This is a genomic window from Rhodococcus sp. 27YEA6, assembly GCF_044908235.1.
Taxonomy (GTDB): Bacteria; Actinomycetota; Actinomycetes; order Mycobacteriales; family Mycobacteriaceae; genus Rhodococcus_F; species Rhodococcus_F qingshengii.
On sequence record NZ_JBIYCY010000001.1, the window covers coordinates 15,064 to 36,673 of the forward strand.

The following is a 21,610-nucleotide window of genomic DNA, read 5'->3' on the forward strand; positions in this document are numbered from 1 at the left end:
TAACTTGACCGAATTCTGACAATTCGCTCGTAGGTTCGGGCCTGGACGCGACGGACGGTGACACATGGCCGTGAGTGCGGCACTGCGTGCGGCGATCACGCGAGCGCAGAATGCGGATCAACACAGTGAGCCCGTGTTCTCCCCGCTCCGTGGTCTCGGACGAGGACGTTTGACCCCGATCGACCTGTTGGGGCAATCACTCTCCACGATCGCTCCGGCAACGGGAATGGTGTTCATCGCCCTGTGGATGATCACCTACAGTCCCGGCTACGTCGGGTTGGCTGCGATTGCTGCGACAACTTCGGCGGTGTTTCTCGTTGCGTTCTGCATCACTCAATTCACGCGGAGACTGGCCGCAGCAGGATCGTTGTACAGCTTCGTCTTCCAAGGCTCCGGTATCCGGGCGACACTGACGGCGGGCGCCGCACTGGTACTCGGGTATCTCGGAATCTCGGTTTCGGTTTTCTCGCAGGCGGTTCCGAGTCTCCTCGATACCATCGCCATCGTCGGCCCCGACGTGCGAGGAACTGCCGCGACGGTGATCACGACGGTGGCGATTGCCCTGGCCGTCGCGTGGATTGCAGTGCGCGGCGTCCGGTTCGCCACCCGAGCGATCCTGGTCGTCGAAGCGTGCTCGTTGATTCTCATCGTCGTGGTCATGCTGGCGACGCACAGTGACACGACAACTGCTGTTGCCCTGCCGAATCCGTCGCTGAGTGCAGTTCCGTTTCTCGCGATGCTGACGGTGCTCAGCATGGCGGGCTTCGAAAGTTCGGCCTTCTTCGGCCCGGAAGCGAAGCGACCACTCATCAGCGTCACACGCACGGTTCTCATTTCGCCGATCATCTGCGGGGTCCTCTTCGTTTTTGCGGCCTGGGCGGCGATGACCGGCCACGGCGCGACGATCGTCGGAGCGTACTTCGAGGGAACGGCATCCGGGGCCAGCGCGGAAGTGGTTCTGGCAGTCAAGATCGGAATGACGTGTTCCTGGTTCGCATCCACTCTCGGTTGTGCGCAGGCGGGTTCGCGGTTGTTGTACTCGATGGGGATCGAACGGGTACTGCCTGCGCCGCTCGCTCGCGTGCACAGACGGTTCCGCACCCCGTACGTTGCGGTACTTGCGTTCGTCGCGGTGAGTGCGGCAGGCGTATTCATCTATTCGGATACGGTTCGCGACGATTCGGGATCCTTCGACGGCGTGGTGGAGACCGCGTTGGTCTGCGCTTACACGCTGGTGGCCTTTGCTTCGTGGAAGTTCTTGCGCCGAATCGGGGAACATACGTCGCTGACCCGGATATGCACCCTGTCCGTGAGTACCGCCGGTGCTGGTCTACTGGTCTACATCGTTCTCGATGGTGCGGTTCACGGGATGTGGGCACTGCCGATCGCTGCTCTTGCTGTTGCTGTGTCGGGGACAGTGTGGAGTTCATTGCTTCGAAGAGCCAGACCGGAAAGCCTTCTGATGGTCGGCGCTTTCGACAGCGTCGAGACGGCGGACCTGTTGCCCGGTGCGGGCACTCTGCTGATCGACGGTGACGGGCGACGGCGACTCGTTCCGGATCGTGGGACCGCCGAGGGTGACTCGCCGGAGCATGGGCGGTGACCGCGGACCGTGCAACCGCTGGTCCACGATCAGGCAAACAGATCGGCGACGAGACCCACTTCAGTGGACAACAACCGCGTGCGGTCCAGAAGGCGCTGGGGATGCTCGAGGCGGTGGCTCATCTGGGACCGGGAACAACCGCGAAGGAGATCGCCACTTTTGCAGGCGTTCCATCGGCCACGGCGTACCGGATGCTGAATCTGCTGGTGGCGGAGGGCTTTCTCGTGCGGGTGCCGGACCTGTCAGGGTTCGCGTTGGGGCGTCGGACTGCCGAGCTCTCGCATGCGGCGTCGTCGAGTGGTCCGGCGCCGACGCTGCACGAGCGCGTCGAGGACATGCGGACACACACGAGGTTCGGATTGCACGTCGCGTCATTCGCTGGTGGGCGCTTGAGGTTCGTCGACAAGGATCCGGATCACGAGATCATCGGAATAGCGGCACTGGCCAAGAACCTTCACGCGAATGCGCTGGGGAAGGTTCTGTTGGCGCACGACGAGCGGCTGCTTTCGGGTTTGGAACTTCGCCGGGTCACGGAGTTCACCCTCGGTGATTTCGATGCGTTGTATGAGCAGTTGAGGTCTGTTCGCCTGCAGGGTTTTGCATTCGAGAACCAGGAATGTCGCCTGGGTCGATCCGCGGTCGCAGTACCGGTTCGAGATCACGCAGACCAGGTGGCCGGCGGGTTGTGTGTTCAGGGAGCGAGCGGGCGAGTGACGGACGAGGATCGAGAGTTGGTCGGTTTCCTACTCGATTGCGCGCGTCAGCTCACCGGATTGCTCTGACGTCACCCGCGCAGGCTCAGGGGGAGCCCGGCGGTCATCAGGACCACGGACTCCGATTCACTGGCGATGCGGCTGTTCACCAGACCGAGTAGATCGCGGAACAGTCTCCCGGACTTCGTGTCCGGGACGACGCCGCTTCCCACTTCGTTCGTGACGGCGACAATCGGAACCGGACAGGCGGTCCAGGCGTCGGCCAACCGGTCGATATCTGCGTGGACGTCGCTGAGATCTTCTGTCGCCCACGCCTGATGTCGGTCCAGACGTGCGGTCAGCCACGTGCCGAGGCAGTCGATCAGGATCGGTGTTGTTGCGGCCACGAGAATTTCGGCGACCTCGGAGGTCTCTACCGTCGTCCACGTCGGCGGCCTCCGCGCGCGATGCGACGCAATTCGTTCGATCCAGTCGGGATCGTCGTCCTGCGGATCCCCGGTGGCGATGTACGTGACGTTCCGGTAGCCGGCAAGCAGGCCCTCCGCGTAAGTGGACTTGCCCGAGCGGGCGCCACCGGTGACCAGAGTTCGATGGCTCTGTCCTACCCCGATCTCGAGCACAGCTCCATCCGGAACCGCTCGCGCCCCGGACACGCGAAGTGCTTCCGCGAGTTCGTTTTCGACCGGGTTGTGGTGTCCGAGGTGTACGGCGACCACGTCGGTTCGATCGGTGATCGCGTCGCAGTTGCGTAGTCGGCTCACCGTCTCCGCGAAACTCGGCAGATCATGGTGCCCGGTGCCGTGGTCAGTTTTGTAGCCGAAGGTCTCTTCGAGAAAGACGGCGTCGAAACGCGCGTCGGCAAGGGCGTCGACAGTTGATTCGGGCAAAGGCCCGGTGTCGGTGGCCCAGAAGATTCGGGTTCCGGATGCGTCGGTCATGTCGTAGAGAAGGGTGGGTACTTCGTGCGCGGCTTCGAGTGCGCGAACACGATAGGTGCCCAACATGATCGACTGGCCGGTCTCGAGCGGTGTGAAGGTCACCGGGTCATCCGGGCCTACCCAGTCTCGGCAGAGATCGAGCGCGTCGGGTGGTCCGAGAACCTGTAGTGGTTCGGTGCGCGAGGCCCAGGACCGGAACAGCAATGCCATCGGGCCGAGGTGATCGGGATGAGAATGCGTCAACAGGATGTGTTCGACGTGTGCCAGCGTGCGACCGAATCGCGACGCGGCACGCGGTACTTCGGGTCCACAGTCCAACAGGATTCTGTTGTCCACCAGGGCGGCAGTGTGCCCGCGGATGGTTTCACTCGACAGGGCGGCCAGGCAGGAAGGGCAGGTACAGAACGGGTTCGGCCAACCGTCGGCAGCACCGGTGCCGAGCATCACCAATTCCATCAGCGGGTGCCTTCCTGCCGAATCGGAACAACTATGGGACCGCTGGGCCGGTCCAGGATTTCGACCCGAGCGCCGTACACGCGGCCGAGGAGGTCTGCCTCCAGCACCGATGAGGGAGTGCCGTCGGCAACGACGCTGCCCTTGTCCAGCAACACGATTCGTCGACCGTACTGACCCGCGAGAGTGAGGTCGTGCATCGCGGCGATGACCGTGATGTTGTCGGCTTCACGCAGTTCCTCCACCAAGTCGAGAACCTGCTGCTGGTGACCGATGTCGAGGGCGCTGGTGGGTTCGTCCAGGAGCAGTACCTGCGGCTCTTGAGCCAGTGCCCGAGCCAGGACCACGCGTTGCAATTCGCCGCCGGAAAGTTCGGTGGCTCGTCGATCTGCGAACTCGGTGAGGTCGAGCCTTTCGATCACCGAAGTGATCACCGAACGATCTGTGGCGGTTTCGGTTCCGAATCGTCGTAGATACGGAGTACGGCCGAGCGCAACCAGTTCCTTGACCGTTGAGCCCTCGGGTACTACCGGACGCTGAGGCATCAACGCGACGACGGCGGACATCGCCTTGCGGCTGGAATTGCGAGGACTCAGTCCCCCGACCGAGAGCTCACCGGTAGACGGAATCAATCCAGCGAGGGCATGCATCAAGGTTGTCTTGCCGGCGCCGTTCGGCCCGACCACGGCAACCCAATCGCCTGGTGTCACATCGAGATCGATGCCGTCGACGACGTCCTTGCCTCCGAGGTTGACTCGGAGGTCGCGGCATCGCACTGCGCTGTCGGTCATGCCGAGACCCGGCTGCGGCGCAGAACCAGAAGGAAGAACGGAGCGCCGATCATCGCGGTTACAACTCCGATGGGGAGTTCGGCCGGTGCCATGACCGTGCGGGCGGCAACGTCGGTGAGGACAAGAAACGCCGCTCCGAGCATGAGTGACAGGGGGAGAAGCAGCCGATGAGACGGGCCGACGACCAGTCGAACCGCATGGGGAACAACGATTCCGACAAAGCCGATGAGTCCACTTGCACTCACGACCGCGGCCGTTCCCAGAGTTGCGGCGAGCACCAGCACCAGGCGTGATCTGGCCGGGTCGACGCCGAGGCTGGCGGCTTCGACGTCACCGACGGCCATCACGTCGAGTACACGCCGGTGTACCAGGATGACGGCTGAGGCCAGCGCAACGTACGTCAGGACAACCAGAACTTCCGACCAACCGTCGGTGGACAGTCCGCCGAGTAGCCAGGAATAGACCTCGCGCAGTGAATCGTCGAACCGCTGCTGAACAAAAGTCTGCGCTGCATTCGTGAACGCTGCGACTGCGACACCGGCGAGGATGATGACCACCGCGTTCTGCGGCCCGCCAATGCTTCGGCCGAGCGAATAAGTTGCGAACACTGCCAGCACACCACCGACGAAGGCGGCCATGGGAATTCCGAACATGCCCAGCGCTCCACCCGAAACGATGGCGAGGGTTGCGCCCAGTCCGGCTCCGCTGGAAACTCCGAGGAGATACGGATCCGCCAAGGGATTTCGGAACACGCCCTGGTAGGCGGCGCCGGCTACCGCCAACATTGCTCCGACCAACGCGCCCAGGACTACTCGCGGAAGCCGGATCTGCCAGAGAATCGCCTGCTGTGTTGCGGTGAGGCCGGAATCGAGGTGGATGCCGGGTATTCCGTCCAGAAGTTCGAGAATGGTCCGATCAGGCGTCAATCCGGCCGGCCCCACCAGAACACCGATCAGCAAGGCAGCGCACAGAATGAGCGCGGCGCCGAGCAGAACGGCGGTCCGATGTTGGGAGATACCGGCTTTGATCATCGAGTGCTCAGGCCGCGGGAACTTGGGCAACGATGGCCGCGACGGCCTTCACCTGGTCGGCGACACGAGGTCCCCAGCGGCTGGAGAGGTCTTCGTCGAGCACATGGATCTGGTTGCCGGTAACCGCTTTCATGCCGCTCCACCCGGGTCGAGCAGCGACGGATTCTGCTGTCACTCCACAGCATTGGGAGTCTGCGAGAAAGATGAGATCGGGATTGGCCTGTACCACGAATTCGGCGGACAACTGCGGATAGTCACCCTGCCCCGCGGCGTCGGCGATGCTCTTCATTCCGAACAGCGAGTAGATCTGCCCGACAAAACTCGAACTCGTGACGGTGTAGAGCGAGGAGTCGAGTTCGTGGAAGTACGTCAGCGGCTGTTGGCGCGCAGGAACACTGGCGACAGCGGCGTCGATGTCCGAGCGCATGGTGTCGACAACTTCGGTGCCCTTGTCCTCGTGGCCGGTGGCCTTCGCGACGCGCTCGATCTGGGCGTAGACGTCGTCGATGCTCGTCGCTGCCGGTAGTAGGAGTGTCGGCACCTTCGCCTTTTGCAGTCCGGAGACAAGATCGTTCATGTCATCCGATGCGATCACCAGATCCGGTGCGTAGCCGAGGATGGCTTCGACGTTCGGTTGAAAGCCCGAGAGATCGGTGACCGGGATACCGGCCGGGGAGTCGGACTGATTGTCGACGGCCTTCACCTGATCGCCCGCGCCGACGGCCCACAGGGTCTCGGTGGCGCTGGGACTGAGTGACACGATCGACTGCGGACGTGACTCGATGGTGATGTCCGTGCCGGAATCCGTGGGACCGGAAACAACAGTCACCGGGAACGAGCCGTCCGAGGCGGCTGTGGTTGCGGGTGCATCGGACGTCGAGCTACTGCAGGCACCGGCAAGCAGTGCGGTGCTCACCGTCAGTGCTGCAAGTACAGATCTGAATTTACGTGTCGGCCGAGTACTCACAGCCACCCCTCCGCTAGTGGTGAAGGGTCGCGAGCAGCGCGGCCGCGAGGCGAAGCGCCACGAGCGGTCCTTCGTCCGAGAACCATCGTGTCGCCACGAGGCCGGTGACCTGACTCGTTCGCCTCGAGTAGTGACGGGCGAATTCACAGTTGCGTCGACAGTGCCGGGGTTTCACCGAACTTCACACGAGCAGCGTGGCACCCCGGTGAACCGGGGCATCTGCACTTTACAGGGGTCGTCTGCCTTGACCCGGGAGGTCAAGGCGGGGTAAATATCTATTCCACTAATGAACTAGTGAAAGGGTTCGGATGATCGACTTCCGTATCGACCGCCGATCCGGCATTCCCACTTACGTGCAATTGGTCCTTCAGGTGAAGCAGGCGCTCAGGCTCGGTGATCTCCAAGTCGGGGATCGGCTGCCCACAGCCAAGGACGTCGTGGGAGCGCTCGCGATCAACCCGAACACAGTCCTGAAGGCCTACAAGGAACTCGAGCGCGACGGACTTGTTGCTCCGCGGCCTGGATTGGGCACGTTCGTCGTCAAGTCCCTGGCCAAGCCCGGTATGGCGGAAAGCTCTGCGCTACGGCGCGAGTTGGCGCGTTGGGTGGCAGATGCCGTGGCCGCTGGACTCGAGCGCACGGACATCGAAGCACTGGTGAGTTTGGAACTCGAGAAGACGTTCATCGAAACGGATCCGTCCGGAAAGCAGGGGGAGATTTCATGACTGCGCAAGAATCGGCACTGACAATGCAGGACGTGGACAAGCGCTTCGGCAAGAAGAAGGTGCTCGACGCCTGCACATTCGAGATCGCAACAGGAAGCATCACTGCCCTGGTCGGGGTGAACGGCGCCGGTAAGTCCACGCTGATGTCCTTGGCGGTCGGGTTGACGATGCCTGACCATGGTTCGATCTCCGTCCTGGGCAGCACGCCGGATCAGGACGGCATCTGCCCAGGCCTGTCGTACCTCGCTCAGCACAAGCCGCTGTATCCCAAATTCACTGTTGCAGAACTTCTTCGATTCGGCGCATATACCAACGACGAGTGGGATGCGAAGTACGCTCTGGATCTGGTGGAGCGCGCTGGGATTTCTCTCGATGCAAAGGCGAAGACTCTGTCACCAGGTCAACGAACTAGGGTTGCACTGGCTTTGGCGCTCGGACGCAGGCCGCAGTTGCTTCTACTCGACGAGCCTCTGGCAGATCTCGATCCCGTGGCGCGGCGGTCTGTGGCGACCACTCTGCTCGAAGACGTTGCCGAGTACGGCACCACAGTTCTGTTGTCGTCACACATCGTTTCCGAATTGGCAGACGTCTCGGATCGACTTCTTCTGCTGGGCGGCGGAAACGCGAGATTGTCCGGTCCGTTGGATGAATTGATCGCTGCCCATTACGTATTGATCGGGGACGGCGATCCCTCGGACGTGGTCGGCGCCGGTGCGGTCATTCATACCGAGAAGGGGGTGCGGTCGAATTCTCACGTGGTGGAGGGAATCCGTCCGAGCCCTCGGGCCGGCTGGGTGATCGACGACGCAACTCTCGACGACGTGGTGCTCGGGCACCTGAGCGCAGAAACGATGGTGGCGGCATGATCTGGGTTACGTGGCGGCACCACCGGACATCGCTCGTTGTGTCGTTGGGATTCCTCGCGGCATTAGCAGTCATTGTCTTGTCGAGTGGTGCGATCATCAAGAGCGGCGGACAAGCCCAACTCTTCGGATCGCCTCTCAGTTGCTTCGATGACATCACCGCTATCTGCACGGCAGAGACTGCTCTCACACTGACGACAGTGGTTGCTACTGCTCTGCCGGTGTTCCTCGGCGTGTTGATCGGTGTCACCGTGTTTTCGCGGGATGTCGAACAAGGAACACACGTATTGGGGCTTACTCAATCGGTCAGTCGGACTCGTTGGTTCTGGACCCGGGTGTTAATCGTCTTCCTGCCGATTTCTGTGGCTTCGTCATTGCTCGGATTTGCACTGCAATGGGCTCGATCTCTCCCGGACAACTCCCGGTATGCATTTGTTGCCGGGCGTTCGACTTTCGTCGAGATATCGAACCTGTCGTACCCGCTCTTTCAATCCAGCGGACTGGTCTTGGGTGCATACACATTCATGGCACTCATGCTCGGAGCAGCACTGGCTTTGCTGGTGCGTAGTTCGATCGGCGCAATGGCGATCACGATGGTCGGTGTTGTTGCGATCCTGGCAGCATTTCAGTTGGTTGCACGACCCGATTACGCCGAGCCGAGTGTCCGAACGTCACCCGTCGCCGGATTCAGTTCCTACTATTCGAGCGATACCAGTATCCCCGCGGTCAATTGGGAACTCGCGCAGGGATATGTCGACCTCCGAGGTAACTGGGTCGACGTCAAATACGACGAGTGCACGTGGGGTGGATCAGGCGATGAGGACCCGTACGACCAGCGCCCGGAGGAGACCGGCGCCGAGTACAGCCTCCGCATGGATGTGCTCTCAGCGCAGCAGAACAGAGAGATGGAGATCTGTTTGCGGGAACACGGCGTCGACCACTACGAAGTTCGCTACCACTCAGCTGATCGGTTCTGGCGTTTCCAGTTCACGGAAGCTGCACTCGTCCTGTTCCTTTCGGGATTGTTCCTCCTGCCGGCGCTCTGGGGTCTACGACGCCTCAAGCCGTGACTCAGCGGGCGACCGGCGCGACCGTCAGCTGGTTGATGTTCGCGCCGGTCATCGAGCAACCCTTGGTGGGGTAGGCGAGGAAGACCGAGTCGTAGCTGTTGGGTGGGTAAACCCTCAGTCCCGCAACGTCGGTCAGGCCGCACTGATCTGCCGGGTAGTTCTCGACGTTCGTAGCTCGCACCAAAGACGTTGCGGCAGAGCCAGGGGCAAGGGAGACGAGTGAACCGGATCCGGAGCGGCCGGCTGCAGCACCCACTTCGCTTCCGGACGCTCCCGTGACATACGAGACGCCGGGGAAACCGTCGAGCGTGCACGTGCGGCCGCCCGTGTTGGTGAAGACCACCGGAAGCTCCACAGAACCGGCGGCGCCACTCGACTCGCCGAGGGTGACGTTCAGTTCCCCGATCGCGCAGCCTTCGGGATTGGGTGCCGTCGAGGTTGTGGTTTGGGTGTGATCGGTATGGGTCGTCGAAGGTGAAGCGGTGCCGGTCTGGGTCGTCGGCGCAGAGGCGGTCGTGGTTGAGGCGGGTGCCGGTGAACTCTCGGCCGTTCCCGTTTCATCCGAGCCGCAACCGCTGAGAAGGGCGAGAGCAGCAAGTGGAGCCGCCAACAAGCCGACGTTGCGCATGCGGTTCGAATTCATCGCTCTGTACTCCTCAAGCTGGTCGACAACTGGCTCCGGAACATCCGTGTCCGGTATATCCGAATCCGAGGCCGGATGTGCAGAAACGAATCAGGCTCGCCGGTGATCAGGACCTACTTCCCGGATGGATTGCCGCTGCGGATCTAGCATGAGAAATGACCTGTCCGGATCGCGACCACCGGGAGTAGCGCATGTTCACCTTCACCAGCGGCGACGGAGTGGTCATTCATGTCCACGAATGGCCCACCGAGCAGGAACCTCGAGGGGTTGTTCAACTCGCGCACGGTATGGGTGAGCACGCAAAACGCTACGCACACGTCGCCGAAGCCCTGAATGCTCGCGGTTTCCACGTCTACGCGGCGGACCACCGCGGCCACGGTGAGAGCATGCACGCCGGCCCAGGCAACATCGGCGACGACGGCTGGAACCGCTTGGTGGCAGACATGGTGACCCTCACGGGCATCATCCGCGACAAACACCCCGGCCTGCCCGTCGTACTGCTCAGCCACAGCCTCGGTTCATTCGCTTCGCAGCAGTACATCCTCGATCATTCGCACCTGATCGACGCCGTCGCACTGTCGGGGACCACCGCGGTCGATCAACTGATCGAGAGCCTCGTCAACGACGGCCCGGACGTCCTCGCCCAGTTCAACGCCGAATTCGAACCGGCCCGTACTCCGCACGACTGGCTCAGCCGTGACGAAGCGCAGGTGGATTTGTACATCAACGATCCGCTGTGCGGTTTCAGCCTGGACGACGCCGGCATGGGTGGACTTATCGCAGCGGGACCGAGGTTCGTCGACGTCGAGGGCGTGCGACAAGACCTTCCGATCCTGGTCTTCGTCGGCACCTCGGATCCTCTCAACGCCGCACTGAGCCGTACCGACGTCGCAGTCGAACGCTACAACTCGGCGGGGATCGAAGACGTCACCTATTACACCTATCCGGGCGCCAGGCACGAGATCTTCAACGAGACCAACCGCGACGACGTCATCAACGATCTGACGACGTGGATGGACCGCGTACTCGAAGCGTGACCGCCTCACCGGAAAGGGGAACACGATGTCCACAGTTCCGGCCGCACGACCCGATCCAGACCCGCGAGATGTCAAGCGCTGGAGACGATACCTCGCCGACGAACAAGCCGAGGCCGCCGTCTACCGAGACCTCGCGAGTAGGCGCAGCGGCGAGGAGCGCGAAATCCTTCTCGCACTGGCCGACGCGGAGGGTCGACACGAGGCGCACTGGCGAGCGCTACTCGGCGATCACGTCGGCAAACCACTTCGCGGCGATATCCGCACTCGGATACTGGGCTTTCTGGCCAGGCGCTTCGGCTCCGTCTTCGTGCTCGCTCTCGCACAGCGCGCGGAGACGCGATCCCCGTATCCCAACGACGCCGACGCGACTGCATCGATGGGCGCGGACGAGAAGATCCACGAAGAAGTGGTGCGGGCCTTGGCCACTCGGGGTCGGAACAGACTTTCGGGGACGTTTCGTGCCGCCGTCTTCGGAGCCAACGACGGCCTCGTCAGCAATCTCGCTCTCGTGCTCGGCATCAGCGGTAGCGGCGTCTCCAATCAGATCGTTCTGATCACCGGCATGGCCGGGCTTCTGGCCGGCGCCCTGTCGATGGGAGCCGGCGAGTACGTTTCAGTCCGCTCGCAGCGAGAGTTGTTGGAAGCGTCCAATCCTGGTCCGGCTGCCAGCGAAGCTGTCGGCCTGCTCGACGTCGACGCGAACGAATTGTCCCTGGTCTACCGGGCCCGCGGTATGTCCGCCGAGGAAGCGGACCAGCGCGCCGCCGAGGTCCTCGCGAACAGCACCTTCGGCGCCGCGGACGTTGTCGACGACCATGAAGCCGTCGGAACCGGGTTGGGCGCAGCGGCGGCAAGTTTCTGCTTCTTCGCCTCGGGCGCAATCATTCCGGTGCTGCCGTACCTGTTCGGCCTGGAAGGCATGACGGCTCTGATCGTCGCATCTGTTCTCGTGGGGATCGCGTTGCTGACGACGGGCGTTGTGGTCGGGTTGCTCTCGGGCGGGCCGCCGTTCAAGAGGGCTCTACGCCAACTTGCGATCGGCTACGGCGCTGCCGGCGCGACGTATCTGCTCGGCATGTTGTTCGGGACTTCGCTCTGAGCGTCTGCTTACGCGCGTAGGGCGGGATCGCGGTGAGCCGGATCGATCCGGACCGGAATCTGGCACACCACGGCCTCGGTGTGTTTGCGCAGTGCATGAGCGATCTCATCGGTCCGTTGGCTCGGGAGGAATCGGTGCCATCTGGTCGCCGGGTCGATGGTGGCGACTACGACAAAGGTTTCTCGGTGGGGGAAGTGCGTACGGACGTATCGAGCGAGAGTGTTCCCCACGGAATTCTCGGTGTCCTCGATGACGATCAAACGCGAATTCGGGTGTCGGGCTTGCCATCGGCGTGTGAAGTCCGTCGTCGATTCGTGGGCCAGGCAGACTCGAATTGCGATGGGCTGTGACGACATCGCCGTTGCCGCGGCCATCGCGCGGGTGGAGAGCGACGTAATTTCGGACACCGGTACTAGGACCGCTGGTTTGTATCCGATAGACAGAGAATCGTTCTCACCCTGAACGGTTAACCGCGTACCGATATGTGTGTACGCACCGCGGATGCGTTCCATGCCGAGGACGAGCGCAGGGAGCGCGAGAGCGATCAGCCAGGCGCCCTCGGTGAACTTCATGGCGGTAGTCACCACTGCTGCGATCGAAGTCAACGCAGCCCCGAAACCGTTGAGCGCTAGGCGCCACTTCCAGCCCGGCGTCTGTTCGGCGAGCCAGTGGCGCACCATGCCGAACTGCGCGAGCGTGAATCCGATGAACACACCGATGGCGAACAGCGGCACCAAGGTGTTCATGTTCCCGCCGGATCCGATGAGCAGGAGAGCACCGACGCCACCGAGCGACAAGACGCCGTACGTGAAGACGTCGCGCGTCGACTTCCGGCTGAAGCGGTGCGGGAGCACGTTGTCGTCGGCGAGGATTCGCATCAGGTTCGGAAGTCCGCCGTACGAGGTGTTCGCGGCCAACGCCAACAGAATCACAGTGGAGAATTGGACGACGTAGTAGCCCACACCATTTCCGAGGGCAGCGGAAGTGAGTTGCGACAGGACCGTTGTTCCAGGGACTGGGGCCAGTGAGAACTTCTCGATCAACACGGCAAGGCCGATCAACATGGTGCCCAAAAGGATTCCCAGAGCTACTTCGGCACGCTGAGCGCTACGCACGCGAGGCTTCTTGAAACTGGGTACCGCGTTGGCGATGGCTTCGACACCGGTCAATGCGGCGCAACCACTCGAAAATGCCTTGAGCAGAAGGAGAATGCCGATCGTGTGTGCGTTGTCGGCGAGGAAGGGAGCCGTTGCGGCAGCAGGGTTTTCCCGAAGTAGTCCGGCACCGATCACCGTGAAGATGCTGACGACAAAAACCACGGTGGGCAACATGAATACCCGCGCGGAATCTGCGATGCCCCGCAGATTCAGTGCCGTGATGCCGCCGAGTATCGCCAGTGCGATCCAGACCGTGTAGGGAAGAAGCGCAGGGAAGGCGGAGGTCAGAGCCGCGACACCGGCTGCGATCGATACCGCGACGTTGAGGGTGTAGTCGACGATCAACGATGCGGCGGCGGTCAGGCTTGCGCGAGGACTCAGATGCTTCTTTGCGACGGCGTACGCGCCACCGCCTTCGGGAAATGCGGCGATCACTTGGCGGTACGACGCCACCAGGACTGCAAGCAGCACTGCGATGGCGATCGTCACCGGCACGGTGAAGCCGATCCCCGCGCCGCCTGCGAGGGCCAACACCAACACGATGGCCTCTGGACCGTACGACACCGAGGCCATCGCGTCGAGCGACAGACCCGCCAGTCCGGTTGCGACGGAGAGCTTTTGCTTCTCAGGTTCGCCGCCGGCGCGGATGGTCGACGATATGACTCCACGGTGTCCGAGTATCACTGCATGTCTCACCGAGTCAGTATCGTCATTTCCCGTAGCTCTGAGACTGATCTTGACGATGCTTTGACGCGATGGCCCGCAAATCTGTACGGGTTCACAACGGGGGTTCGAGTCGCGGGAAGCCTTGTGACAGCTGATCAATCCAGCGAGCGCGCGTGGCGAGAATATCGTGGTTCCGAGACTCCGATTGGGCGGCGACGTGCGAAAGTAGGTCGCGAAGTCGGCCCAGAACGAGTGGCGAGTTCGATGCCGAGGCTATGACGTCGTCCAGTCCGGTTCTGACGAAGCTCGTGAAGTCGGGCAGTGGAATCACCACACGCAGATCACCACGCTCGTCGACGGCCCGGATCGAATCTGCGCGTACGGAGGCCACCAGAGAGAGGAGGTCCTCGATCTCGTCCAGAGCCTGCACGGCCGTCGCAGGATCGTTGATAGCGGGTGAGAGCGCTCTGAGCGCGATGTCAGCCAACAACCGAATCGCGAGTAGGGGGTCCTGGGTGAAGGTCCGCTCACTCCCACTGACCAAGGCGTCAAGGATCGTGTTGGCGGGCATGGGTCCGCCGTAGACGTCGGCGAGCGGCAATCCGTCTCGCAGCGTGCTACCCGGCGACACTCGGAGGACCACCATGGATCGGCAGTTCCGAGCGTTCTGCAGCAGATCTTCGACGAGGATCTGCTGCAGAACGGCCGGCGGTCGATGCCACTCGATTGTCGTGATCACCGGAAGTGTTGGTAGAGGAGGCAACTCCAGATCAGTGGTGGGGTACACGGCGGCGAAGACTGCTCGGCCACGACTCGAGATCGAGGTCAGTACAGGAGCCAACTGGATGGCCGAGAATGCGCGCAGCTGGAGCAGCCTGATCAGCGTCAGCGTGGCCAAGAGCGCCAGCACTGCGAGACTTGGCACGACCACGGACACATCTGTTTCGTTGCTGATGGCGAGCGCCGCCGTGATGTCGAAAACCGACTGGCCTATCGCGAAGGCAAACGTCCGCCACACGATGGGGTCGTCGCGGAACAACAACAAGCGAGGGGTGAAGGTGGTCGCGGCCCATTGGACGACGAGGAACAGCAGCGAGAAGATCACTGCCACTACACCCAATAGCCCCAGTCCGAGGGCAACGAGCATCTCGCTGACCTGACGGGCGGGAATCATCGGGCCGCTCCGGACGTACGGCATCCCCAGTCCGGCAGCCAGTCCCACGACGACGCACAGGATCTGGGTCAGGCCGGCACGTACACGGCGCCGGGGGACGAGGAAGGCATGCCCGATCGGGGTGGGAGCGAAACGTCCGGGCTGATCCACACTTCAAGCCTCCACGCTGCGGCAATGGTGCGCCTTCACCCGAAACGGATGATGTCGACGTCGTCGTGATCCTGAAACGCTTGAAAGAGCCATGTGAGAGACAGAAGGCGAGACGTCATGACGGATCCGACAGACCAGAGCCGCGCTGTACTACCGATTCCGGATCGACAACCTCTTGGTCTGGTGACGTACGACGCGAAGGATCCGGACACCGAGTTTCCGCCGATCACTCCGCTACTACCGCCGGCCGGCGCACCCAATGTTCTGGTGGTCCTGTTGGACGACGTGGGATATGGCGCGAGCAGTGCCTTTGGCGGACCAGCGGACACACCGACTGCTGAGCGATTGCAAAGTAATGGGCTCACGTACACGCGGTTTCACACGACGGCACTGTGTGCTCCGACCCGCGCCGCTCTTCTGAGCGGGCGCAACCATCATTCGGTCGGCATGGGATCGATCACCGAAACCGCTACCTCGGCTCCTGGTCTTTCCGGCCTGCGGCCGAATACCAAAGCCGCACTGCCGATGACGTTGAAACTCAACGGATACTCGACGGCTCAGTTCGGCAAGTGTCACGAGGTTCCGCCGTGGCAAACATCCCCGGTGGGACCGTTCACGTCGTGGCCGACGGGAGAAGGCGGATTCGAGCATTTCTACGGATTCATCGGCGGGGAGAACAACCAGTATTACCCGGCGCTGTACGAGGGCGTCGCGCCTGTCGAGCCGGACAAGACACCGGAGGAGGGTTACCACCTCACCGAAGACCTTGCCGATCACGCGATCGACTGGGTTCGGATGCAGAAGTCCTTGGCTCCGGACAAGCCGTTCTTCGTCTACTTTGCACCCGGCGCCACACATGCACCGCACCATGTTCCGAAGGAGTGGGCCGACAAGTACGAGGGCCGGTTCGCAGGAGGTTGGGACGCCCAACGCGAATCGATTCTCGAGCAGCAGAAGCAGCGGGGAGTCGTTCCCGCGGATGCGGTCCTCACCCCGCGTCCCGAGGCCATTCCGGCGTGGGAGGACATGAGTGAGGAGATGAAGCCCGTCCTCGAACGCCAAATGGAAGTCTATGCAGGATTTCTCGAACACACCGATTTCCATGTCGGCCGGCTTGTCGATGCGATCGAAGAACTCGGAGCTCTCGACAACACCCTCGTGTACTACATCATCGGAGACAACGGAGCGTCCGCAGAGGGGACGATCAACGGCGCTTTCAACGAGATGGCCAACTTCAACGGACTCGCCGCCATCGAGACGCCCGAGTTCATGGCGGAAGTGAAAGACAAATTCGGTACCAAGGACGCATACAACCACTATTCCGTGGGGTGGGCGTGGGCAATGTGTACCCCGTACCAGTGGACGAAACAGGTTGCGTCGCATTGGGGTGGCACTCGCAACGGGACGATCGTGCACTGGCCTGCAGGGATTCGGACCAAGGGGGAGACGCGGTCGCAGTTCACCCACGTCATCGACGTTGCACCGACGATCCTCGAAGTCGCGAAACTACCGGAACCGACCTTTGTCAACGGCGTCCAGCAATCACCCATCGAGGGGACCAGCATGGTCTACACCTTCGACGACGCCGAAGTCGCCGAACGTCACGATCTGCAGTACTTCGAGATGGCCGGCAACCGTGGAATCTATTACAAGGGTTGGAGTGCGGTCACCAGGCACAGCACTCCGTGGCTGTTCGCGGAGGCACTCCCCGCTCTCGACGACGACGTGTGGGAGCTCTACGACGGGTCTCAGGATTGGACGCAGTCCAAAGACTTGGCGGCCGAGTTGCCGGAGAAACTCGCTGCACTGCAACGCTTGTGGTTGATCGAAGCGGTCAAGTACAACGTGCTTCCGATCGACGACCGAAGATTCGAGAGGTTCAACCCTCACATCGCGGGGCGTCCGCAGTTGGTGTCCGGGAATCGACAGGTTCTGTTTCCCGGAATGAAACGGCTGAGCGAGCACAGCGTGCTGAGTATCAAGAACCGATCATTCAGTGTCACAGCAGCAGTCGACGTCGCGGATGGCATTACTGCCAACGGTGTGATGATCGCGCAGGGAGGCAGATTTGGCGGCTGGGCACTTTACGCGCGGGAAGGCCGCGCCAAATTCGTCTACAACCTATTGGGCATGACCGAGTTCGTCATCGGTTCCGACGTTGACATTCCGGCAGGATCACACCAGATCAGAGCTGAGTTCACCTACGACGGAGGTGGTCTCGCGAGAGGCGGTGGGGTCACGATCTATCACGACGGTCGCGAAGTGGGCTCAGGGCGCGTCGAGCAGACGCAACCGATGGTCTTCTCCGCGGACGAGACCACCGACATCGGGGATGACTACGGCATGCCTGTCAGTGTCGATTACAGTGGCGCAACCACATTCAACGCAAGTATCGACATCGTGCAGATCGATGTCGGTGACGACGACCATACACACCTCATCGATCCGGAGGAGGTGGCGCGAGTGGCGGTGTCCAGACAGTGATTCCACAGGCAAGAGCAGCAGTCACAATCTCCTGAGGGAGGGTCGCAATGCCGACCGTCATCCGTACTGTTCACGATCTGGTCCGCCACGCGCGCGGGCCGACGCACCATCACCACCATCAATCCGTGCACGAGGCGCGGCGAATGCGTGCCCACCACATTCTGGTCACGCATTCGCTCGCCTGATTTCGGGGCTACAGGTCGCGCGCCAATGCTCGTCCGGCTGCGCGGCCCGAGAAGATGCAGCCGCCGAGGAAGGTCCCCTCGAGTGCGCTGTAACCGTGGACTCCGCCGCCGCCGAAGCCCGCGACTTCACCGGCTGCGTACAGGCCGTCGAAGACACTGCCGTCGGCCTTGATGACCTGCGAATCCAGGTTGGTTTCCAAGCCGCCGAGGGTCTTGCGTGTGAGTAGGTGCAACCGGACCGCGATCAGTGGGCCGTTCTTGGGGTCCAGGATCTTGTGCGGTGCAACGACGCGCACGATCTTGTCTGCCAACAGATTACGGGCACCGTGGATGGCGGTGACCTGGAAGTCCTTGCTGTACTTGTTGTCGACTTCGCGGTCGCGGGCGATCATCTCGCGTTCGATGTCCTCGTAGTCGAGGAGCGGTTCGTCGGTGAGGGCGTTCATGCCGTCGACCAGATCACGAAGGTTGTTGCGCACCACGAAGTCGGCGCCCTTCTGCTTGAATGCTTCGACCGGTCCCGGCGCGCCCTTCTTGATTCGTTCGAGGAGGAGCTTGAAGTCGCGGTTGGTGAAGTCAGGGTTCTGTTCCGATCCCGAGAGTGCGAACTCCTTCTCGATGATCTTCTGGTCGAGGATGAACCACGTGTACTCGTGGCCGCTGTCGAGGATGTACTTGAAGGTTCCCATCGTGTCGAAGCCGGGGAAGTTGGGGACCGGCAGACGCTTGCCGGTGGCGTCGAACCACATCGAGGACGGTCCGGGGATGATTCGGATTCCGTGGTTGGGCCAGATGGGATTCCAGTTCTGGATGCCTTCAGTGTAGTGCCACATGCGGTCGCGGTTGACGATGTTTCCGCCCGCGGATTCGGTGATTTCGAGCATGCGTCCGTCGACGTGCGCCGGTACTCCCGTCAGCATGTGCTTCGGCGCCTTGCCGAGTCGCTCGGGCCAGTTCTTCTTCACCAGTTCGTAGTTGCCGCCGATTCCACCGGAGGTGACCACGACGGCCTGTGCGGCGAACTCGAATTCGCCGATGGGGGTGCGCGAACTCTTCACGCCGCGCAGATCACTGGAAGGTTCGAGGACGGTTCCGCGTACACCAGTGACCGCACCATCGGTGACGACGAGTTGATCGACTTGGTGGCGGTGCTTGAACGTGACCAGTCCACGTTTCTGGGCAGCAATCACCTTGGTCAGAAAGACATCGACGACGCCAGGTCCGGTGCCCCAGGTGAGGTGGAAGCGCGGTACCGAATTGCCGTGTCCAAGAGCCATTCCGCGGCCACGTTCGGCCCAGCCGACATTCGGCATCAGGCGAAGCCCCAGATCGTGCAGGTACTGACGCTTGTCGCCGGCCGCGAACTCGACGTACGCCTTGGCCCACTGGCGAGGCCAGTGATCTTCGCGCTCACGGTCGAATCCCGCTGTGCCCATCCAGTCCTGCATCGCCAACTCGAGGGAGTCCTTGATGCCGAGTCGGCGTTGTTCGGGGCTGTTCACGAGGAAGAGTCCGCCGAGAGACCAAAATGCCTGCGCGCCGAGGTTGGCAGCGTTCTCCTGTTCCACGACAAGGACTTTGCGGCCCGCGCGCGTCAGTTCGTAGGTGGCGACCAGTCCCGCCAGCCCTGCCCCGACAACGATGACGTCAGCTTGTTCGCTCACGACAACTCCTCTTCCGATTGGTTGTTCTGGATTATTTCGCTGTAGGACAGCAGAATTCGAGTGAAGATATCGCGGCGCAGTGCAAAGGCGGCGTTGGTGTCGGTATCGACGAGGCACTGCACGCTGGTGCCGTCGTGCACTGCAACCAATGCCCGTCCCAACGCCGTCGGGTCGCCGACGATTGTTCGCCCGACGTCGCTGAGTGCGGACTCCACAATGGGCAACAGGGTGCGAAGGATCGCGTCTTCACGGTCGGCAAGGGCTTTGCGAAGTGCCGGGTTACGGAGCGCGTGGGCTGTGAATTCCGCGTTGATCCGGTACCACTGGGGGTCGACCGGAACCACCGCCACGATCCGGGCGACAGCGGCATGGATGTCGACGGTGTTGCCGGCGGTGATCGACTCCGTCGCCAACCTCAGGTCTGCGAGCATTGATGCAGATCGCTGCTCCCACATCGCGAAGAACAATTCGTCGAGTGAATCGAAGTTGGAGTAGAACGCGCCTCGGGAGTATCCGGCGCGTTCGCAGATCTGCTCGACCGTGGCGTGCCCGAACCCGGCTTCGGAGAAGACATCTGCAGCCGCGTCGAGCAGGCGCTGCCGGGTCTGACCACGGCGTTTGGTGACACGCTTGGCCGGCGAGTTGTCCGTTCCAGTCGTCATCGGCGCCTCCGTCAGGGTGGGACCCCAAACGATACACGGATGTATCCGATGCGTAGGCGTATCTCGATCTGTTCTTCTTCGCAGGTATTTCTATGCATATCTAGTAAATGTCCAAGAGAAGTGAATATTCAGGTGTGATCGCTACAGATGCAGATCACGCTTCCTGATCGCCGCAGTGGCGACGACGCTGATCGCCGAGGTGGCCACCAGATATCCACATGCCAGCCAGGGCGAACCGCCACTGGCGCCGATCAGTGCCGTCAGAATCAGAGGTGTGACGCCGGAGGCGTAGATACCCGAGAACTGGTAAACGACCGACAACCCGGTGTACCGGATTTCTGTGGGGTAGAGGCTCGCATACAGCGTTCCCTGGGCGCCGTAGAACAAGGCATGAATCACTCCGAAGACCACGACCATCGCGACTCCGAAGAGCAGGAGATTTTCGGTACCGAACAGTGCGAAGGCGGGGAAGATCGCGAGTCCGTACGCGGCGATGCCCACGATGTAGACCCATTGCGGGCCGAACCGATCAGTGAGTAAACCGGAAAACGGCAGCAAGATCGCCATCACTACTGCGGCCACGGTGACCACAAGAAGTACCGGAACCTTCTCGAAATGCAGAGTCTTGGTTGCGTAGGTGATTGCAAAGACACCCCAGGTGTTGAACGCGGCGCCCTCGCCCCAGCGAGACAGCATGCCCAGTACGGTGTTTCGCGCGACTCTTCCTTGAAAGACTTCCCTGAGCGGGGCGGACGAGCGTCGTTCGAGGTCGCGAACCGCCTGAAATGCCGGCGTTTCGTCGACCTTCAAACGGACCACCAACCCCACGATCACGAGTACCAAGCTCAGAACAAAGGCTATGCGCCAGCCGAAACGGAGAAACTGTTCGTCGTCGAAGGCCGTTTGAAGTAGTGCGAACATTCCTGTGCCCAAAGCCAAGCCGAGAGCCAGTCCGATCTGCGGGATGCTGCCGAACAGCCCGCGCTTCTTCTCCGGACTGTGTTCGACCGCCAGAAGAACGGCTCCGGCCCACTCACCACCGAGAGCAAATCCCTGCAGGATACGAAGCAGCAGAAGCAGAATCGGTGCAACGACCCCGATTTGAGCTGCGGTCGGAAGGACACCCATGAGCGCCGTCGCGATACCCATGATGAACATCGTGAGGGCAAGCGTTTTCTTGCGCCCGATGCGATCGCCGATGTGACCGAACACCACTCCGCCGATGGGGCGAACGAGAAAGCCGACCGCGAAGGTCGCAAAAGAAAGCATGGTCCCGACAAAGGAACTCTGGTTGGGGAAGAACAGTTGGTTGAAGACGAGGCTCGCGGCCGTCGCATAGAGGAAGAAGTCGTACCACTCGACCGTCGTGCCGAGCAGGCTCGCGGCGACGACGGTTCTCAGTCTGGATCGCCGCTCGTCGTCGGTCTCGTTCGAGAACGGTGAATTGTGCTCGACTTCGGCAAACGTGGTCATCGGAGCCCCCGGGTCGCGGTGCAAATTCACGAAGGTATCGCCGGAGCCGAAAGTGGGCACCC

At 61.9% G+C, this 21,610-nt stretch carries 19 protein-coding genes; 9 read left to right on the forward strand and 10 right to left on the reverse strand.

Annotation, left to right across the window (positions count from 1 at the left end; translation table 11 throughout):
• Window positions 1–64 precede the first annotated feature (64 nt).
• Window positions 65–1,603, forward strand: coding sequence for an APC family permease (locus ABH939_RS00080; RefSeq protein ID WP_020909340.1), 1,539 nt, complete (start codon window positions 65–67; stop codon window positions 1,601–1,603).
• Entirely contained in the window at window positions 1,600–2,385 is a 786-nt protein-coding gene (locus ABH939_RS00085; RefSeq protein ID WP_020909339.1) for an IclR family transcriptional regulator, read from the forward strand. The genes ABH939_RS00080 and ABH939_RS00085 overlap by 4 nt, the downstream gene beginning before the upstream one ends.
• Before the next feature lie 2 nt (window positions 2,386–2,387).
• On the opposite strand, the gene cobU is transcribed toward ABH939_RS00085, so the two are convergent.
• The 4 genes from cobU to ABH939_RS00105 are packed head-to-tail and all read right to left on the reverse strand — an operon-like array spanning window position 2,388 to window position 6,496.
• The gene (cobU, locus tag ABH939_RS00090) at window positions 2,388–3,710 is read right to left on the reverse strand and encodes a bifunctional adenosylcobinamide kinase/adenosylcobinamide-phosphate guanylyltransferase (protein ID WP_404649159.1); all 1,323 of its coding nucleotides are present in this window, start codon (window positions 3,708–3,710) and stop codon (window positions 2,388–2,390) included.
• On the reverse strand, window positions 3,710–4,498 hold the full coding sequence (locus ABH939_RS00095) for an ABC transporter ATP-binding protein (RefSeq protein ID WP_404649160.1): 789 nt from the start codon (window positions 4,496–4,498) through the stop codon (window positions 3,710–3,712). The genes cobU and ABH939_RS00095 overlap by 1 nt, the downstream gene beginning before the upstream one ends.
• On the reverse strand, window positions 4,495–5,529 hold the full coding sequence (locus ABH939_RS00100; RefSeq protein WP_404649161.1) for a FecCD family ABC transporter permease: 1,035 nt from the start codon (window positions 5,527–5,529) through the stop codon (window positions 4,495–4,497). Before ABH939_RS00100 ends, ABH939_RS00095 begins: the two co-directional genes overlap by 4 nt.
• 7 nt (window positions 5,530–5,536) lie before the next feature.
• Window positions 5,537–6,496, reverse strand: a complete 960-nt coding sequence (locus tag ABH939_RS00105) for an ABC transporter substrate-binding protein (protein ID WP_204855335.1) — start codon at window positions 6,494–6,496, stop codon at window positions 5,537–5,539.
• 308 nt (window positions 6,497–6,804) lie between these two features.
• Between ABH939_RS00105 and ABH939_RS00110 the strand changes: the two genes are divergently transcribed.
• From ABH939_RS00110 to ABH939_RS00120, 3 genes are read left to right on the forward strand one after another with little or no spacing between them, the layout of a single operon-like run.
• On the forward strand, window positions 6,805–7,221 hold the full coding sequence (locus ABH939_RS00110; RefSeq protein ID WP_404649162.1) for a GntR family transcriptional regulator: 417 nt from the start codon (window positions 6,805–6,807) through the stop codon (window positions 7,219–7,221).
• Window positions 7,218–8,087 (forward strand): ABC transporter ATP-binding protein, encoded by an 870-nt coding sequence (locus ABH939_RS00115; protein WP_404649163.1) that lies wholly within the window; start codon window positions 7,218–7,220, stop codon window positions 8,085–8,087. The genes ABH939_RS00110 and ABH939_RS00115 overlap by 4 nt, the downstream gene beginning before the upstream one ends.
• Window positions 8,084–9,154, forward strand: a complete 1,071-nt coding sequence (locus ABH939_RS00120; protein ID WP_073512585.1) for an ABC transporter permease — start codon at window positions 8,084–8,086, stop codon at window positions 9,152–9,154. The genes ABH939_RS00115 and ABH939_RS00120 overlap by 4 nt, the downstream gene beginning before the upstream one ends.
• Window position 9,155: 1 nt before the next feature.
• On the opposite strand, the gene ABH939_RS00125 is transcribed toward ABH939_RS00120, so the two are convergent.
• Complete coding sequence (locus ABH939_RS00125; protein WP_063315626.1) at window positions 9,156–9,797, reverse strand: DUF4232 domain-containing protein; 642 nt, start codon at window positions 9,795–9,797, stop codon at window positions 9,156–9,158.
• 191 nt (window positions 9,798–9,988) lie between these two features.
• On the opposite strand from ABH939_RS00125, the gene ABH939_RS00130 reads away from it, so the two are divergent.
• Together ABH939_RS00130 and ABH939_RS00135 are read left to right on the forward strand one after the other, a co-directional pair.
• Window positions 9,989–10,834 (forward strand): lysophospholipase, encoded by an 846-nt coding sequence (locus tag ABH939_RS00130; protein ID WP_404649164.1) that lies wholly within the window; start codon window positions 9,989–9,991, stop codon window positions 10,832–10,834.
• Between the two features lie 25 nt (window positions 10,835–10,859).
• Complete coding sequence (locus tag ABH939_RS00135; protein WP_020909330.1) at window positions 10,860–11,933, forward strand: VIT1/CCC1 family protein; 1,074 nt, start codon at window positions 10,860–10,862, stop codon at window positions 11,931–11,933.
• 8 nt (window positions 11,934–11,941) lie between these two features.
• Here the strand turns inward: ABH939_RS00135 and ABH939_RS00140 are convergent, their stop codons facing one another.
• Window positions 11,942–13,774, reverse strand: a complete 1,833-nt coding sequence (locus ABH939_RS00140; protein WP_404649465.1) for an APC family permease — start codon at window positions 13,772–13,774, stop codon at window positions 11,942–11,944.
• A gap of 94 nt (window positions 13,775–13,868) precedes the next feature.
• The gene (locus ABH939_RS00145) at window positions 13,869–15,080 is read right to left on the reverse strand and encodes a DUF2254 family protein (protein WP_322001233.1); all 1,212 of its coding nucleotides are present in this window, start codon (window positions 15,078–15,080) and stop codon (window positions 13,869–13,871) included.
• Window positions 15,081–15,197: 117 nt separating this feature from the next.
• On the opposite strand from ABH939_RS00145, the gene ABH939_RS00150 reads away from it, so the two are divergent.
• Entirely contained in the window at window positions 15,198–17,564 is a 2,367-nt protein-coding gene (locus tag ABH939_RS00150; protein WP_404649165.1) for an arylsulfatase, read from the forward strand.
• Window positions 17,565–17,611: 47 nt separating this feature from the next.
• Window positions 17,612–17,749: a hypothetical protein gene (locus ABH939_RS00155; RefSeq protein WP_153211511.1), complete on the forward strand. Its 138-nt coding sequence runs from the start codon at window positions 17,612–17,614 to the stop codon at window positions 17,747–17,749.
• 8 nt (window positions 17,750–17,757) lie between these two features.
• Here the strand turns inward: ABH939_RS00155 and ABH939_RS00160 are convergent, their stop codons facing one another.
• The 3 genes from ABH939_RS00160 to ABH939_RS00170 all read right to left on the reverse strand — a co-directional run bounded on the left by ABH939_RS00160 (window position 17,758) and on the right by ABH939_RS00170 (window position 21,548).
• Window positions 17,758–19,413, reverse strand: a complete 1,656-nt coding sequence (locus tag ABH939_RS00160; RefSeq protein WP_019745556.1) for an FAD-binding dehydrogenase — start codon at window positions 19,411–19,413, stop codon at window positions 17,758–17,760.
• The gene (locus ABH939_RS00165) at window positions 19,410–20,075 is read right to left on the reverse strand and encodes a TetR/AcrR family transcriptional regulator (RefSeq protein WP_050654552.1); all 666 of its coding nucleotides are present in this window, start codon (window positions 20,073–20,075) and stop codon (window positions 19,410–19,412) included. Before ABH939_RS00165 ends, ABH939_RS00160 begins: the two co-directional genes overlap by 4 nt.
• A gap of 141 nt (window positions 20,076–20,216) precedes the next feature.
• Window positions 20,217–21,548, reverse strand: a complete 1,332-nt coding sequence (locus tag ABH939_RS00170) for an MFS transporter (protein ID WP_404649166.1) — start codon at window positions 21,546–21,548, stop codon at window positions 20,217–20,219.
• Between the last annotated feature and the right edge of the window lie 62 nt (window positions 21,549–21,610).